The organism is Enterobacter sp. E20, assembly GCF_000801755.2.
Taxonomy (GTDB): Bacteria; Pseudomonadota; Gammaproteobacteria; order Enterobacterales; family Enterobacteriaceae; genus Enterobacter; species Enterobacter asburiae_B.
This window is the reverse complement of the sequence record NZ_CP012999.1, coordinates 4,164,261-4,178,078: the sequence shown is the minus strand read 5'-3', so window position 1 is coordinate 4,178,078 and position 13,818 is coordinate 4,164,261. Positions and strand designations below refer to the sequence as shown.

The window sequence follows — 13,818 nt, the reverse complement described above, 5'->3', positions numbered from 1 at the left end:
CATATATTGAAATCAAATACATTTCTCCCGTGAATATGTGACGCATTCCACTCTTTTCCGCAAACCTGAAAATTCGCGTCGGAAAAATTTAATAAACTGAAAGAATGTTTCAAGCTAATAGCGGTTATTTATTGGTCTTTAATTGCCTGAAAGATCGTCTTTATTGATTTTTTTAACGCTGAAAAATTTATCAAGGTTATCGCCATAAAATAAATTTATTACTACTGCTTTTATTGATCGATATCAGCGTAATGGTGTGGCCGTATTTATTTATGTTATTGATAATAAATGCATTTTTTGGTTTTCGCTGTTCCTGTGAAGCGTGCGAAAAAGCAAATTGTGAGTGACAGCACATACCCCCTTAAACACTATTAGGTAGAATCCGCTCCGTCATAGGGAAATAAGCGCAGAATATTATGAACACTATTATTCTACCGAAAACACAGCACCTCGTGGTATTTCAGGAAGTCATTAAAAGTGGCTCCATAGGTTCTGCAGCAAGACAGCTTGGCCTGACGCAACCCGCCGTCAGCAAAATCATCAGCGATATTGAGTCCTACTTCGGCGTGGAAGTGATGGTGCGTAAAAACACCGGCGTAAAACTCACCGCCGCGGGCCAGGTTCTGCTCTCGTACTCTGAGTCGATCACCCGCGAAATGAAAAACATGGTGAGTGAGATTAACAGCCTGAGCTTCAGTACCGTTATGGACGTCTCCTTTGGCTACCCGTCGCTGATCGGCTTTACCTTCCTGTCCGAGATGATCAAAAAATTCAAGGAAGTGTTCCCGAAAGCACGCGTCTCGATGTATGAAGCCCAGCTCTCCTCTTTCCTTCCGGCTATTCGCGACGGTCGTCTGGATTTCGCTATCGGCACGCTGAGTGATGAAATGCTGCTGCAGGATCTGCACGTCGAACCGCTGTTTGAGTCCGAGTTTGTGCTGGTCGCCAGCAAAACGCGAACGTGCACCGGCCCGACGACACTGGCATCGCTCACGCACGAGCAGTGGGTGATGCCGCAAACCGATATGGGCTACTACAAAGAACTTCTGACCACCCTGCAAGACAACCACATCAGCATCGAAAACATCGTCCAGACCGATTCTGTCGTCACCATTTATAACCTTGTCCTGAATGCCGATTATCTGACGGTGATTCCCCGCGACATGATTGCCCCGTTCGGTTCTGACCAGTTTATTGTGCTGCCCGTAGAAGATGAATTACCCGTGGCGCGTTATGCCGCCGTGTGGTCAAAAAATTACAGGATTAAAAAATCGGCGTCAGTATTAGTTGAGCTGGCAAAACAGTATTCGTCGATGAATATCGAAAGACGACGATGAATAATAAGTAATCATTTTAAAAACACCCAGAGCTTATCTCTGTAACGCTCTGATACCCTGACTTTGCCCGAAAAGAATGAATTATTATAACGAGGATATTATGCATATTACCTACGATCTCCCGGTAACGATTGAAGATATTCAGGACGCCAGAAAACGACTGGCAGGAAAAATATATAAAACAGGTATGCCGCGCTCGAATTATCTTAGCGAACGCTGCAAGGGCGAAATATTCCTGAAGTTTGAGAACATGCAGCGTACCGGCTCGTTTAAGATCCGCGGCGCGTTTAACAAATTAAGCTCGCTGACCGACGCTGAAAAACGCAAAGGCGTTGTCGCCTGCTCCGCGGGAAACCACGCGCAGGGTGTGTCCCTCTCCTGCGCGATGCTTGGCATCGACGGCAAAGTGGTGATGCCGATGGGCGCGCCGAAGTCTAAAGTGGCCGCGACGCGGGACTACTCGGCGGAAGTGGTGCTGCACGGCGAGAACTTCAACGACACCATTGCCAAAGTTAGCGAAATCGTCGAGATGGAAGGGCGTATTTTTATTCCGCCATACGATGACGCCAAAGTCATTGCCGGGCAGGGCACCATCGGTCTGGAAATTCTCGAAGATTTATACGATGTGGATAACGTTATTGTGCCTATCGGCGGCGGCGGTTTAATTGCCGGGATTGCGACGGCAATTAAATCCATTAACCCCACCATTAATATCATCGGCGTGCAGTCAGAAAATGTTCACGGCATGGCGGCATCGTATCAGGCCGGGGAAATAATGAGCCATCGCGTTACCGGCACGCTGGCCGACGGCTGTGATGTTTCTCGTCCCGGTAATTTACCGTTCGAAATTGTTCGCGAGCTGGTTGATGACATTGTGCTGGTCAGCGAAGACAACATTCGTGACAGCATGATCGCGCTTATTCAGCGAAATAAAGTGGTGACGGAAGGTGCCGGCGCGCTGGCCTGTGCCGCGTTATTAAGCGGCAAGCTGGACCACTATATTCAGGGTCGTAAAACCGTCTGCATTATTTCCGGCGGCAATATCGATCTCTCCCGTGTTTCCCAAATTACCGGCTTCGTTGACGCATAAAGGTGACCTATGAGCAACACAGAAAGCATTATCGTTGGCCAGACAAAAACGTCCTCCTGGCGTAAGTCTGATACCACATGGACGCTCGGCCTGTTTGGTACCGCCATTGGCGCAGGCGTGCTGTTCTTCCCCATTCGCGCAGGCTTTGGTGGATTGATCCCTATCCTGCTGATGCTGGTTCTCGCGTTCCCGATTGCGTTTTACTGCCACCGCGCGCTGGCGCGTTTGTGCCTCTCCGGCAGCAACGTCTCCGGCAACATCACCGAAACGGTGGAAGAGCACTTTGGTAAAACCGGTGGGGTGGTGATCACTTTCCTCTACTTCTTCGCCATTTGCCCGCTGCTGTGGATTTACGGCGTCACCATTACCAACACCTTTATGACCTTCTGGGAAAACCAGCTCCAGCTGCCTGCGCTGAACCGCGGCGTGGTGGCGCTGTTCCTGCTGCTGCTGATGGCCTTTGTTATCTGGTTTGGTAAAGACCTGATGGTGAAAGTCATGAGCTTCCTGGTGTTCCCGTTTATCGCCAGCCTTGTGCTGATTTCCCTGTCGCTGATCCCTTACTGGAACTCGGCGGTGATTGATCAGGTCAACCTGAGCGATATCGCCTTCACCGGTCATGACGGCATTCTGGTCACGGTGTGGCTGGGTATCTCCATCATGGTCTTCTCCTTCAACTTCTCGCCTATCGTCTCCTCGTTTGTGGTCTCCAAGCGCGAAGAGTACGAGCCGGAGTTCGGGAAAGCGTTCACCGAGCAGAAATGTTCCAAAATCATCGGTCGCGCCAGCATGCTGATGGTGGCCGTGGTGATGTTCTTCGCCTTTAGCTGCCTGTTTACGCTCTCTCCGCAGAACATGGCGGACGCCAAGGCGCAGAACATTCCGGTGCTCTCCTACCTGGCGAACCACTTTGCGTCAATGTCAGGAACCAAATCGACGTTCGCAACGGTACTGGAATACGGTGCCTCCATCATCGCGCTGGTGGCTATCTTCAAATCCTTCTTCGGTCACTACCTGGGCACGCTGGAAGGGCTGAATGGCCTGATCCTTAAGTTCGGCTACAAGGGCGATAAGAAGAAAGTCTCCGTTGGCAAGCTGAACACCATCAGCATGGTGTTCATCATGGGCTCCACCTGGGTTGTGGCCTACGCTAACCCGAACATTCTGGACCTTATTGAAGCCATGGGTGCGCCAATCATCGCCTCTCTGCTGTGCCTGCTGCCGATGTATGCCATCCGCAAAGCACCGGCGCTGGCGAAATACAAAGGGCGTACCGAGAACATCTTCGTTACCGCGGTCGGCCTGCTGACCATTCTGAATATCGTTTACAAACTGTTCTAACCCATTGCTCAGGAAGAGCGGAGTCACATGATGATTGAGTTTCCGGTTGTACTGGTTATTAACTGCGGATCGTCCTCTGTTAAGTTTTCGGTGCTCGACGCCAGCAGCTGCGATGCCCTGATGACGGGCATTGCAGACGGTATCAACACCGAGAAGGCCTTTATTTCCGTGAACGGGGGTGAGCCGGCCAGATTGGCTCACCAGGACTACGAAGGGGCGCTGGCTGCCATCGCCCTGGAGCTGGAGAAGCGTAACCTGATGAGCAGCGTGGCCTTAATTGGCCACCGCATTGCGCACGGGGGAAACCTCTTCAGCGAGTCGACCCTGATCACGGAAGAGGCGATCGCGCAGATTCGCCAGGTCTCCCCGCTGGCGCCGCTGCATAACTACGCCAACCTGAGCGGCGTGGAAGCGGCAGAGCGCCTGTTCCCGGGCGTGCAGCAGGTCGCGGTATTTGATACCAGCTTCCACCAGACGCTGCCGCCGCAGGCATATCTGTACGGATTGCCGTACCGCTATTTTGAAGAGCTGGGCGTGCGCCGCTACGGCTTCCACGGCACCTCTCACCGCTACGTGGCCGCACAGGCGCATACGCTTCTCGGGCTGTCCGCCGACGACAGCGGCCTGGTGATTGCCCATCTCGGCAACGGGGCGTCGATCTGCGCGGTGCGCAACGGCGAAAGCGTCGACACCTCGATGGGGATGACGCCGCTGGAAGGGCTGGTGATGGGGACGCGCTGCGGCGATGTGGACTTCGGCGCGATGGCGTGGATTGCCCAGCAGACCGGCCAGTCGTTTGAGGATCTGGAGCGCGTGGTTAATAAAGAGTCCGGGCTGCTGGGGATCTCCGGCATCTCCTCCGATTTACGTGCGCTGGAGAAAGCCTGGCACGAAGGCAACGAGCGGGCGCAGCTGGCAATACACACCTTTGTTCACCGCATTGCGCGACATATTGCCGGCCACGCGGCGTCGCTGCACCGCCTGGATGGGGTGATCTTTACCGGTGGCATTGGCGAAAACTCGAAGCTTGTCCGCGCGCTGGTGGCGGAACATCTGAAAGTCTTCGGCATCATCCTCGACGACGCCAAAAATGCCCTGCCGGGGAGCGCGGGTGAGCGCGTGATCTCCACCGAATCGTCCCGCGTGGCCTGCGCGGTTATCCCTACCAACGAAGAAAAAATGATCGCGCTGGACGCCCTCCGTCTTGGAAAGGTTACCCCGGCCGCGGCTTACGCCTGATAAAGCGAGAATCACATGAAAGTAACAATCGATACGGGCGTCGCGCCCAACAGCGACGCATGGGCCGGGTTTCGCGGTGAAGAATGGAAAAACGCCGTCAACGTCCGCGATTTTATTCAGCATAACTACACCCCTTATGAAGGCGATGAAGCTTTCCTCGCGCAGGCGACGCCAGCAACGACGGCGCTGTGGCAGAAGGTAATGGTCGGCATTCGCCAGGAGAACGCCACCCACGCCCCGGTGGATTTTGATACCAACATCGCCACCACCATTACGGCCCACGGGCCGGGCTATATCGACCAGGATCTGGAGACGATCGTCGGCCTGCAAACCGATAAACCGCTCAAGCGCGCGCTGCATCCTTATGGCGGGATCAACATGATCCGCAGCTCGTTCGAAGCCTATGGCCGGGAGATGGATCCGCAGTTCGAATACCTGTTTACCGACCTGCGCAAAACCCACAACCAGGGCGTGTTTGACGTCTACTCCCCGGAGATGATGCGCTGCCGTAAATCCGGCGTGCTGACCGGTCTGCCGGACGGCTACGGGCGCGGACGCATCATCGGTGACTATCGCCGCGTGGCGCTGTACGGGATCGCTTATCTGGTGCGCGAGCGCGAACTGCAGTTTGCCGATCTGCAGGGCAGGCTGGAGCGCGGTGAAGATCTGGAGGCGACGATCCGCCTGCGTGAGGAGCTGGCGGAGCACAGGCGCGCGCTGCTGCAGATCCAGCAGATGGCGGCGAACTATGGCTTTGATATTTCACGTCCGGCGATGAACGCCCAGGAAGCGGTGCAGTGGGTCTATTTTGCCTATCTTGCAGCGGTGAAATCCCAGAACGGCGGTGCGATGTCGCTGGGGCGCACGGCCTCGTTCCTCGATATCTACATTGAACGCGACATGCAGGCAGGAAGGCTGAATGAAGTCCAGGCGCAGGAGCTGATCGATCACTTCATCATGAAGATCCGTATGGTGCGCTTCCTGCGCACGCCGGAGTTCGACACGCTCTTCTCCGGCGATCCGATCTGGGCGACGGAAGTGATCGGCGGCATGGGGCTGGACGGGCGCACGCTGGTGACCAAAAACAGCTTCCGCTATCTGCATACCCTGCACACCATGGGGCCTGCGCCGGAGCCGAACCTGACGATCCTCTGGTCTGAACAACTGCCGATCGCGTTCAAGAAATACGCCGCGCAGGTGTCGATCGTCACCTCTTCGCTGCAGTATGAGAACGACGATCTGATGCGTGCGGACTTCAACAGCGACGACTACGCCATTGCCTGCTGCGTCAGCCCGATGGTGATCGGCAAGCAGATGCAGTTCTTTGGCGCGCGCGCCAACCTCGCCAAAACGCTGCTGTACGCGATCAACGGCGGGGTGGACGAGAAGCTGAAGATCCAGGTCGGCCCGAAAACCGAGCCGCTGCTGGACGACGTGCTGAATTACGATACCGTGATGGCGAGCCTCGACCACTTTATGGACTGGCTGGCGGTGCAGTACATCAGCGCCCTGAACCTCATTCACTACATGCATGATAAGTACAGCTACGAAGCCTCGCTGATGGCGCTGCACGACCGCGACGTCTATCGCACCATGGCCTGCGGCATTGCCGGGCTGTCGGTGGCGGCGGATTCCCTGTCGGCCATTAAATACGCCACGGTGAAGCCGGTGCGCGACCACACCGGTCTGGCGGTCGATTTCGTGATTGAAGGAGACTATCCGCAGTACGGCAACAACGACGACCGCGTGGACAGCATCGCCTGCGACCTGGTGGAGCGCTTTATGAAGAAAATTCAGGCGCTGCCAACCTACCGCAACGCGGTGCCAACCCAGTCGATCCTGACCATCACCTCCAACGTGGTTTACGGCCAGAAGACCGGGAACACGCCGGACGGACGCCGCGGCGGCACGCCGTTTGCCCCAGGCGCGAACCCGATGCACGGCCGCGACAGAAAAGGGGCCGTGGCCTCGCTAACGTCGGTGGCTAAGCTGCCGTTCACCTACGCGAAAGACGGGATCTCCTACACCTTCTCCATCGTGCCGCAGGCGCTGGGCAAGGACGAGCTGGTGCGCAAAACCAACCTCGTAGGGCTGCTGGATGGGTATTTCCATCACGAAGCGTCCATTGAGGGCGGGCAGCATCTGAACGTCAACGTCATGAACCGGGAAATGCTCCTCGATGCCATCGCGCATCCCGAGAATTACCCGAACCTGACGATCCGCGTTTCAGGCTATGCGGTGCGTTTTAACGCACTGACGCGCGAGCAGCAGCAGGATGTGATTTCGAGGACGTTTACGCAATCTATCTGACGACATTCAGGTCTCATGCCCCCTCACCCTGGGGGCATTTTTTTGCCCGCTAAACATACAAAATTGTTTATATAATTACTCACACATATTCATCCGCTCTTGAAAAACAATACGCCTGCTTTTCCCTATCACAGCATGTAAGGACAGTAAGATGATGAAAATGACCCGTATTGCGCTGGTCGCCGCCTCGCTGGCAGCGTGCAGTTTTACGGCACATGCCGCGAACGTTGAGGCTGCCCCGTCTCCCTCGCAGGATCCGCTGGTACAGCACCTGAAGCTCAGCAATGAGCAGGTTAAAAAGATTGAGGATCTGCATAAGCAGCTGGAACAAAATGTCAGCAAGATCCCGATGACGGGGGTGAAGGACGGCGCGCTGATCGACATGTTCCAGGCGGGTAAATGGGACGAAAGCACGGTGAAAAGCCAGCTTGCTGCCTTTAGTAAAATTGAAGAGCAGACCCGCTATTACCGCGTGAAATATTACTTCGACGTCAGCCAGGTGTTGACGCCGGAACAGCGTAAGCAGATTAGAACCGATATGGCTAACGCGCTGGCAGAGTGATTTCTTACGGCGCCGGATGATTCTGCCGTGGCTCGATCGGTTCCCTCTCCCATTGGGAGAGGGTTAGGGTGAGAGCATTCTCTAAACCGGCAAATCAATCAGCAGCGCGCGCAGCGGCGTATCCGCCACCAGGGTGATATTCGCTTCATCACGAATAAACGCCCCGTCGCCGCAGGTGAGCGCTTCTTTCTCTTCCGTGTGCGTCACCGCATGTACCGTACCGTGAATAGACTGCAAATAGGCGCGCGGACCATGAAGCTGGAAGCTCGCCTGATCACCTTTCTTCAGTTCGATATGGTGCAGCCAGACCTGCTGGCGCAGCTGCAGACTACCTTTACTGCCGTCCGGCGATGCAATCAGCTGCTGCTTATCGCCCGTTAAATCTAACTTCTGTACCAGCGGATTTTCCCGCTCGGGGCAGGCGTCCAGCCACAGCTGCATACGGGTCAGCGTTTTGTCTTTGCTGAGGTTATGCTCGCTGTAGCTGATGCCCGGCTGCGTGGAAATTAACAACGCTTCGCCAGCCTTTGCCTGGACATGATTGCCCTCGCTATCGCGGTATTCTGCCTCGCCTTCCAGGATCAGGTTCAGGATATCGACTTTCGGGTACGTACGCGGCTGGAAGGAGGCGCCCGGGGCGAGCACTTCCTGGTTTAACACGCGCAGTGAAGCGTAACCGAGGAGTTTAGGGTCAAAGTAGTGTCCAAAGGAAAAGGTGTAGCGGGCCTGCAGCCAACCGAAATCGGCTTGTCCGCACTGTTTAGCTGTTCTTGTCGTAATCATAAACTTGACCTCTCTTTACACTAAAACAATGGTAAAGGTATGGACGCTGCATTGTTAGCCAGATATTCTGCCCGGTATGTTCAAATTTCCTGAATGAGAACGAGATGGCTAAAGAGAGAGCATTGACGCTTGAGGCGCTTCGCGTCATGGACGCGATTGACCGGCGCGGCAGTTTTGCGGCGGCGGCAGATGAGCTGGGGCGCGTTCCGTCTGCGCTAAGCTACACCATGCAGAAGCTGGAGGAAGAGCTGGATGTGGTGCTGTTTGACCGCTCCGGTCATCGAACAAAATTCACCAACGTGGGGCGAATGCTGCTGGAGCGCGGCCGCGTGCTGCTGGAAGCGGCGGACAAGCTCACGACGGACGCCGAAGCGCTGGCGCGCGGCTGGGAAACCCATCTGACGTTAGTTACCGAAGCGCTGGTGCCGACAGAAGCGCTGTTCCCGCTGGTGGACCGCCTGGCGGCGAAGGCCAATACGCAGCTGTCAATCATCACCGAGGTGCTGGCAGGCGCGTGGGAACGTCTGGAAACGGGCAGGGCGGATATTGTGATTGCGCCGGACATGCACTTCCGTTCCTCATCGGAAATCAACTCGCGCAAGCTCTACAGCGTGATGAACGTCTATGTTGCCGCACCTAATCACCCGATTCACCAGGAGCCGGAGCCGCTCTCTGAAGTGACGCGCGTGAAGTATCGCGGCGTGGCGGTAGCGGATACCGCGCGCGAGCGTCCGGTGCTGACGGTGCAGCTGCTGGATAAACAGCCTCGTCTGACGGTGACCTCGCTGGAAGACAAACGGCAGGCGCTATTGGCCGGTCTGGGCGTGGCGACCATGCCGTACCCGTTTGTCGAAAAAGACATTGCAGAAGGGCGGCTGCGCGTAGTCAGCCCGGAATATAGCCACGAGGTGGATATTATTATGGCGTGGCGCCGTGACAGCATGGGAGAAGCCAAATCATGGTGTTTACGCGAAATTCCGAAGCTTTTCACGCAATACAATAAATAAAATCGTAATTGGTAGGCCCGGTAAGCGAAGCGCCACCGGGCTTTTTTTATGCGCCGATCTTAGGATCCGGACCAAAGCGGTTTTCGCCCGGCGTCCCGCTCTGGCAGTTGAAGATCAAAATCACGATCCAGCCAATAATCGGGATCAGCAGCAGCAATAACCACCACGCTGAACGATCGGTGTCGTGCAGTCGACGGAACAGCACCGCCCACGATGGCAGCAGGACTAACAGGCCATAAATGGTGGTCAGCACGCCTTCACCGCCAGCCCGCTCCCAGCCAAGAATTTTATCCACAATACCCAGCACCATAATGAGAATGAAGTTCACCAGAACGAACATCCAGTACTCTTTGCGGCGGGCACGGCCACCAAATCCAATGTAGTTACGCAGTACTTTTAAATACCAGTCCATTTTCCTTGCCTCATTAGTCAGTCAATCACTTGTTTTCTAAGCGATCGAGGTAAGGATAGATGGAGATTGTGAATTAAAAAAGGGCATCTGGTGATGCCCTTCGTATTTATCCAAATCGGACGTCGCGCCCGTGAGGTTCATCCAGATCCTGCCACGGCCCAATGGAGATAATGCCCGTCGGGTTGATGGTTTTGTGGCTGCGGAAATAGTGGGTGCGGATATGGTCGAAGTCGACCGTGTCGGCAATACCCGGCATCTGGTAGATGTCACGCAGGAAACCATGCAGGTTCAGGTAATCGCTGATGCGGTGCTTGTCGCACTTAAAGTGGGTGACATAGACCGGATCGAAGCGAACCAGCGTGGTCCACAGGCGGATGTCCGCTTCCGTCAGGCGATCGCCCGTCAGGTAGCGATGCTGGCCCAGGATCTGCTCCAGACGCTCCAGCGATTCAAACACCTTTCCAACCGCTTCGTCATACGCTTCCTGGCTGGTGGCGAAACCTGCCTTGTAGACACCGTTGTTGACGTTGTCGTAAATCCAGCTGTTCAGCTCGTCAATTTTCTCTCGCAGCTCAGCCGGATAATAATCTCCGGCACGGGCGCCGTGCGCGTCAAAGGCGGTATTGAACATGCGGATGATTTCCGCAGACTCATTGCTGACAATCGTCTGGTTTTTCTTGTCCCACAGCACCGGCACGGTAACGCGCCCGGTGTAGTGCGGATCGGCTCGCAGATAGAGCTGGTAAAGGAAATCGTGGTGGTAGAGATCGTCGCCGGTCGCCGCGGGGAAATCACTGTCAAACGTCCAGCCGTTTTCCAGCATCAGCGGGTTCACGACCGAAACCGGAATTAAGGATTCGAGACCTTTAAGCTTGCGCACAATCAGCGTGCGGTGTGCCCACGGGCAGGCAAGCGAAACATAAAGATGATAACGGTCTTTCTCAGCCGCGAAGCCGCCTTCGCCGCTCGGGCCTGGTGCGCCGTCGGCGGTCAGCCAGTTACGGAAGGCCGAAACTGAGCGCTTGAAGCGACCTCCGGTGGATTTGGTGTCATACCAGACATCCTGCCATACGCCGTCTACGAGTTGTCCCATTTTTTCTCCTCCGTCAGATAGCAAAAGCGAGGAGATGTCTCCTCGCTTTGTGTTCATTCAGTATAGCGTGCTTACCACTTCTTATTCAGAACGCGGTCGATGCTGTATGCGCCCGGGCCAGTGACGGCCAGCAGCAGGAAGCCACCCGCGATGGTCAGGTTTTTCATGAACATCAGAGAGTTCACGCCTTCCGCAAAGTTGCTGTGGAAGATGAACGCCGTCAGCACGGTGAAGCCTGCGGTAAACAGCGCGGTAGTACGGGTCAGGAAGCCGAACAGTACCGCCAGGCCGCCGCCGAACTCAAGAAGAATGGTCAGCGGCAGCAGGAACCCCGGAACGCCCATGGCTTCCATATACTGCTGGGTACCCGCATAACCGGTGATTTTTCCCCAACCTGCCACGATGAACAGAATTGGCATCAGAATACGCGCGACCAGTACACCAACATCTTCTAATTTTTTCATTTTACTCTCCAGGAAACCACATGAGCGGCTGAACATTATTTGTCTGCAATTCCGGGTAGATACCGCGGCGTTGCTGTCGATGGAGAGGATAATAAACGGGGCGGGTGGTAATTGTTAGCAAGGAAAACTGTCAATCTTCTTCAAAGATATTGAGTAAGGGGGCGTGCGCGCTGGTGCCCTGATCCCAACCCTCTCCCGCAGAGAGAGGCCGCAAAAACAAAAAACGGTAACCAGGGTTACCGTTTTGCTTTTATCACCGCAGCTGCTGCTGCCGTAACGTTGCTTTCACCAGACGCCAGGCGCTCCAGGCGCCGAATCCACGACGAGCCCAGCGGATCAGCATGTTCGGATGACGAACGGACCAGATCGCCATTACGCTGCTGCCGACCAGCGCCCAGGAACGCAGGCTCAGGACGGTATTCCAGCCCCGGTCAAACCGTCGCGTCGCGTCGATCCAGTCGCGACGACTGGCCGACAGATCCAGCCGTTGCTGCTGGATCTGGCTTAACAGGTACGCTTTTCGCTTTTGACGTTCGGCTTTATCGCTCACGGCTAGTCATCCTCCAGCAGAGCGCGATCGTTCGCCAGCTCCTGACGCGTATGGCGCAGGAAAGTGGACTTGCGCGCTTTACGCAGCGTCCAGATACCGCCTATCAACGCGGCGACCAGCAGAACGACGGTGGTGGCAATCATCGCGTTAAGACGATACTGCGGATCGATGGCCCAGATGATTAACACCATCAGGCTCATCAGGCCAAACGCGGCGAAGAGCATGGTCAGCCCGAGCATCAGCAGCATCTGGAAGAGGTTCGCTTTCTCCTCCTCCAGCTCGACCACTGCCAGCCGGACGCGCGTTTCGGCAATCCCGACCAGCGTCGTTAAAATACGCTGGCCGATGCCGAGGACGTTGTTAGCAGGCCCTTGTGCGTGACGAGGATCTTCCATATCAACGACGCGTCAGAAGGACACCCAGTACCACACCCACTGCGGCACCAATCCCTACACCCGTCCATGGATTATCACGCACATATTCGTCCGCGCGGGCAGCCGCTTCGCGGGTCTGTTTCGCCAGCGCATCACCGGTTTCACCCAGGCGATAGCGGCTCTCTTTCAGCGCCTGCTCCGCCTTGCTGCGCAGCTTGCTGACCTCTTCTTTTGACTTGTCAGCAGAGGAGTTCAGCACCTCTTCAAGGGTATCGGCCAGGGATTTCAGTTCAGCGCGCAGATGTTCAGACGTCGTATCTTTTGACATGATTCTCTCTCCTGTTGAGATTTCCGTTAACTCAATAATCGCGAGCTTCCAGCGCTTTCAGGTCGTCCTGCGCTTCTTTCAACTTCTTCTCGCGCTTAGCAATTTTTTCCGCATCTCCTTTCTCTTTCGCTTCCTGCAGGTCGCGACGGCGCTCGGCTATCTCGTCCTTCTGTTCAGCGATTTTCTTCTTGTGGTCGGCACGAAGCTTGCTGTCTGAACAGTTCGCTTTCACTTCGCTCAGCGCTTTTTTAAGACCATCAACACGGTGCTGATTGTTATGCTTTTCGGCATAACCGATCTCACGCTGAATATCCTGTTCTTTCTCCTGACAGAGAGAGTTTGCGAAGGATGCTGTGCTTAAAGAAAAAAGGGCCAGAGCCAGAGTCATGCGGAATTTCATTATCGAAACCTTCCATTGTGTTGCGGCGTTAGCCGCTATCCAAAGTTATGCGGAGTACATCGAGGGGTGCTCCGCGTACTTAAGCATAGTAAGTAAACGGGGGATTAACCAAAGTGAGTGAAAAGATTCGGAATCCTGGAAGTTATCCAAACCGATGCGACGTATCGCGAATCAATGACAGCCAGGCTGCAGGCTGGCTGTCATCTTCCTGCTGGGCAATGATATACCCGTGCGGCAGCGTACGGTCGAGAACCACTTTCGCGGCGGCACTTTGCGCACGGGAATCAAACTTGATCAGTAAAACATCGTCCTGCGGGGTAATGCTCTTAAAGCGGATCCCGTTCGCGTCCAGATGATGCCAGACAGAAAAACCGTCAGGCACGCTGGCGCCCTGGTTTACCGGGCGAATAGCCAGCGTCGATTCCTGATGCGAAAGCGCGCTCCATGCCAGCAGCATGGCGCTGAGGACGATCAGCGTAATCACGGCAACGGCAAAACGGCGCAGGGCGAGCGGTGAGATAGCCATCG

The 13,818-nt window shown here is 55.3% G+C and carries 16 protein-coding genes; 7 read left to right on the top strand and 9 right to left on the bottom strand.

Going from position 1 to position 13,818, the window contains the following annotated elements:
- Nucleotides 1-416: 416 nt before the first annotated feature.
- The 6 genes from tdcA (at nt 417) to NI40_RS19445 (ending at nt 7,879) form a co-directional block, all read left to right on the top strand.
- Complete coding sequence (tdcA, locus tag NI40_RS19470) at nt 417-1,337, top strand: transcriptional regulator TdcA (RefSeq protein WP_008501504.1); 921 nt, start codon at nt 417-419, stop codon at nt 1,335-1,337.
- Nucleotides 1,338-1,437: 100 nt separating this feature from the next.
- Nucleotides 1,438-2,427: a bifunctional threonine ammonia-lyase/L-serine ammonia-lyase TdcB gene (tdcB, locus tag NI40_RS19465; RefSeq protein ID WP_032640996.1), complete on the top strand. Its 990-nt coding sequence runs from the start codon at nt 1,438-1,440 to the stop codon at nt 2,425-2,427.
- A 9-nt stretch (nt 2,428-2,436) separates the two neighbouring features.
- On the top strand, nt 2,437-3,768 hold the full coding sequence (gene tdcC / locus NI40_RS19460) for a threonine/serine transporter TdcC (protein WP_033146729.1): 1,332 nt from the start codon (nt 2,437-2,439) through the stop codon (nt 3,766-3,768).
- A gap of 30 nt (nt 3,769-3,798) precedes the next feature.
- Nucleotides 3,799-5,007: a propionate kinase gene (tdcD, locus tag NI40_RS19455; protein WP_039260530.1), complete on the top strand. Its 1,209-nt coding sequence runs from the start codon at nt 3,799-3,801 to the stop codon at nt 5,005-5,007.
- A 15-nt stretch (nt 5,008-5,022) separates the two neighbouring features.
- Nucleotides 5,023-7,317: a formate C-acetyltransferase gene (gene pflB / locus NI40_RS19450; RefSeq protein ID WP_039260458.1), complete on the top strand. Its 2,295-nt coding sequence runs from the start codon at nt 5,023-5,025 to the stop codon at nt 7,315-7,317.
- Between the two features lie 151 nt (nt 7,318-7,468).
- Nucleotides 7,469-7,879 carry a Spy/CpxP family protein refolding chaperone gene (locus NI40_RS19445; protein WP_039260461.1) on the top strand — a complete coding sequence of 137 codons (411 nt, stop codon included), beginning with the start codon at nt 7,469-7,471 and terminating at the stop codon, nt 7,877-7,879.
- 81 nt (nt 7,880-7,960) lie between these two features.
- Here NI40_RS19445 and NI40_RS19440 read toward each other — a convergent pair whose 3' ends face one another.
- Nucleotides 7,961-8,662, bottom strand: a complete 702-nt coding sequence (locus NI40_RS19440; RefSeq protein WP_033146726.1) for a pirin family protein — start codon at nt 8,660-8,662, stop codon at nt 7,961-7,963.
- 104 nt (nt 8,663-8,766) lie between these two features.
- Between NI40_RS19440 and NI40_RS19435 the strand changes: the two genes are divergently transcribed.
- Complete coding sequence (locus tag NI40_RS19435; RefSeq protein WP_029739659.1) at nt 8,767-9,669, top strand: LysR family transcriptional regulator; 903 nt, start codon at nt 8,767-8,769, stop codon at nt 9,667-9,669.
- Between the two features lie 46 nt (nt 9,670-9,715).
- Here NI40_RS19435 and NI40_RS19430 read toward each other — a convergent pair whose 3' ends face one another.
- The 8 genes from NI40_RS19430 to mzrA all read right to left on the bottom strand — a co-directional run bounded on the left by NI40_RS19430 (nt 9,716) and on the right by mzrA (nt 13,816).
- Nucleotides 9,716-10,081 carry a DUF805 domain-containing protein gene (locus NI40_RS19430; protein ID WP_029739660.1) on the bottom strand — a complete coding sequence of 122 codons (366 nt, stop codon included), beginning with the start codon at nt 10,079-10,081 and terminating at the stop codon, nt 9,716-9,718.
- 106 nt (nt 10,082-10,187) lie between these two features.
- The gene (locus tag NI40_RS19425; protein WP_033146724.1) at nt 10,188-11,174 is read right to left on the bottom strand and encodes a glutathione S-transferase family protein; all 987 of its coding nucleotides are present in this window, start codon (nt 11,172-11,174) and stop codon (nt 10,188-10,190) included.
- Nucleotides 11,175-11,245: 71 nt separating this feature from the next.
- Nucleotides 11,246-11,638, bottom strand: coding sequence for a DoxX family protein (locus NI40_RS19420; protein ID WP_023309292.1), 393 nt, complete (start codon nt 11,636-11,638; stop codon nt 11,246-11,248).
- Nucleotides 11,639-11,891: 253 nt separating this feature from the next.
- On the bottom strand, nt 11,892-12,188 hold the full coding sequence (locus tag NI40_RS19415) for a YqjK-like family protein (protein WP_039260464.1): 297 nt from the start codon (nt 12,186-12,188) through the stop codon (nt 11,892-11,894).
- A 2-nt stretch (nt 12,189-12,190) separates the two neighbouring features.
- The gene (locus tag NI40_RS19410) at nt 12,191-12,583 is read right to left on the bottom strand and encodes a phage holin family protein (RefSeq protein WP_023333540.1); all 393 of its coding nucleotides are present in this window, start codon (nt 12,581-12,583) and stop codon (nt 12,191-12,193) included.
- Nucleotide 12,584: 1 nt separating this feature from the next.
- Nucleotides 12,585-12,890, bottom strand: coding sequence for a DUF883 family protein (locus NI40_RS19405; protein WP_008503141.1), 306 nt, complete (start codon nt 12,888-12,890; stop codon nt 12,585-12,587).
- A 31-nt stretch (nt 12,891-12,921) separates the two neighbouring features.
- Nucleotides 12,922-13,290, bottom strand: coding sequence for a DUF1090 domain-containing protein (locus tag NI40_RS19400; protein ID WP_023309291.1), 369 nt, complete (start codon nt 13,288-13,290; stop codon nt 12,922-12,924).
- A 142-nt stretch (nt 13,291-13,432) separates the two neighbouring features.
- Entirely contained in the window at nt 13,433-13,816 is a 384-nt protein-coding gene (gene mzrA, locus NI40_RS19395) for an EnvZ/OmpR regulon moderator MzrA (RefSeq protein WP_039260467.1), read from the bottom strand.
- Nucleotides 13,817-13,818: the final 2 nt, after the last annotated feature.

Coding starts and splice junctions, on each gene's coding strand:
- tdcA (WP_008501504.1), top strand. CDS start 417: ATGAACACTATTATTCTACCGAAAACACAGCACCTCGTGGTATTTCAG.
- tdcB (WP_032640996.1), top strand. CDS start 1,438: ATGCATATTACCTACGATCTCCCGGTAACGATTGAAGATATTCAGGAC.
- tdcC (WP_033146729.1), top strand. CDS start 2,437: ATGAGCAACACAGAAAGCATTATCGTTGGCCAGACAAAAACGTCCTCC.
- tdcD (WP_039260530.1), top strand. CDS start 3,799: ATGATTGAGTTTCCGGTTGTACTGGTTATTAACTGCGGATCGTCCTCT.
- pflB (WP_039260458.1), top strand. CDS start 5,023: ATGAAAGTAACAATCGATACGGGCGTCGCGCCCAACAGCGACGCATGG.
- NI40_RS19445 (WP_039260461.1), top strand. CDS start 7,469: ATGATGAAAATGACCCGTATTGCGCTGGTCGCCGCCTCGCTGGCAGCG.
- NI40_RS19440 (WP_033146726.1), bottom strand. CDS start 8,662: ATGATTACGACAAGAACAGCTAAACAGTGCGGACAAGCCGATTTCGGT.
- NI40_RS19435 (WP_029739659.1), top strand. CDS start 8,767: ATGGCTAAAGAGAGAGCATTGACGCTTGAGGCGCTTCGCGTCATGGAC.
- NI40_RS19430 (WP_029739660.1), bottom strand. CDS start 10,081: ATGGACTGGTATTTAAAAGTACTGCGTAACTACATTGGATTTGGTGGC.
- NI40_RS19425 (WP_033146724.1), bottom strand. CDS start 11,174: ATGGGACAACTCGTAGACGGCGTATGGCAGGATGTCTGGTATGACACC.
- NI40_RS19420 (WP_023309292.1), bottom strand. CDS start 11,638: ATGAAAAAATTAGAAGATGTTGGTGTACTGGTCGCGCGTATTCTGATG.
- NI40_RS19410 (WP_023333540.1), bottom strand. CDS start 12,583: ATGGAAGATCCTCGTCACGCACAAGGGCCTGCTAACAACGTCCTCGGC.
- NI40_RS19405 (WP_008503141.1), bottom strand. CDS start 12,890: ATGTCAAAAGATACGACGTCTGAACATCTGCGCGCTGAACTGAAATCC.
- NI40_RS19400 (WP_023309291.1), bottom strand. CDS start 13,290: ATGAAATTCCGCATGACTCTGGCTCTGGCCCTTTTTTCTTTAAGCACA.
- mzrA (WP_039260467.1), bottom strand. CDS start 13,816: ATGGCTATCTCACCGCTCGCCCTGCGCCGTTTTGCCGTTGCCGTGATT.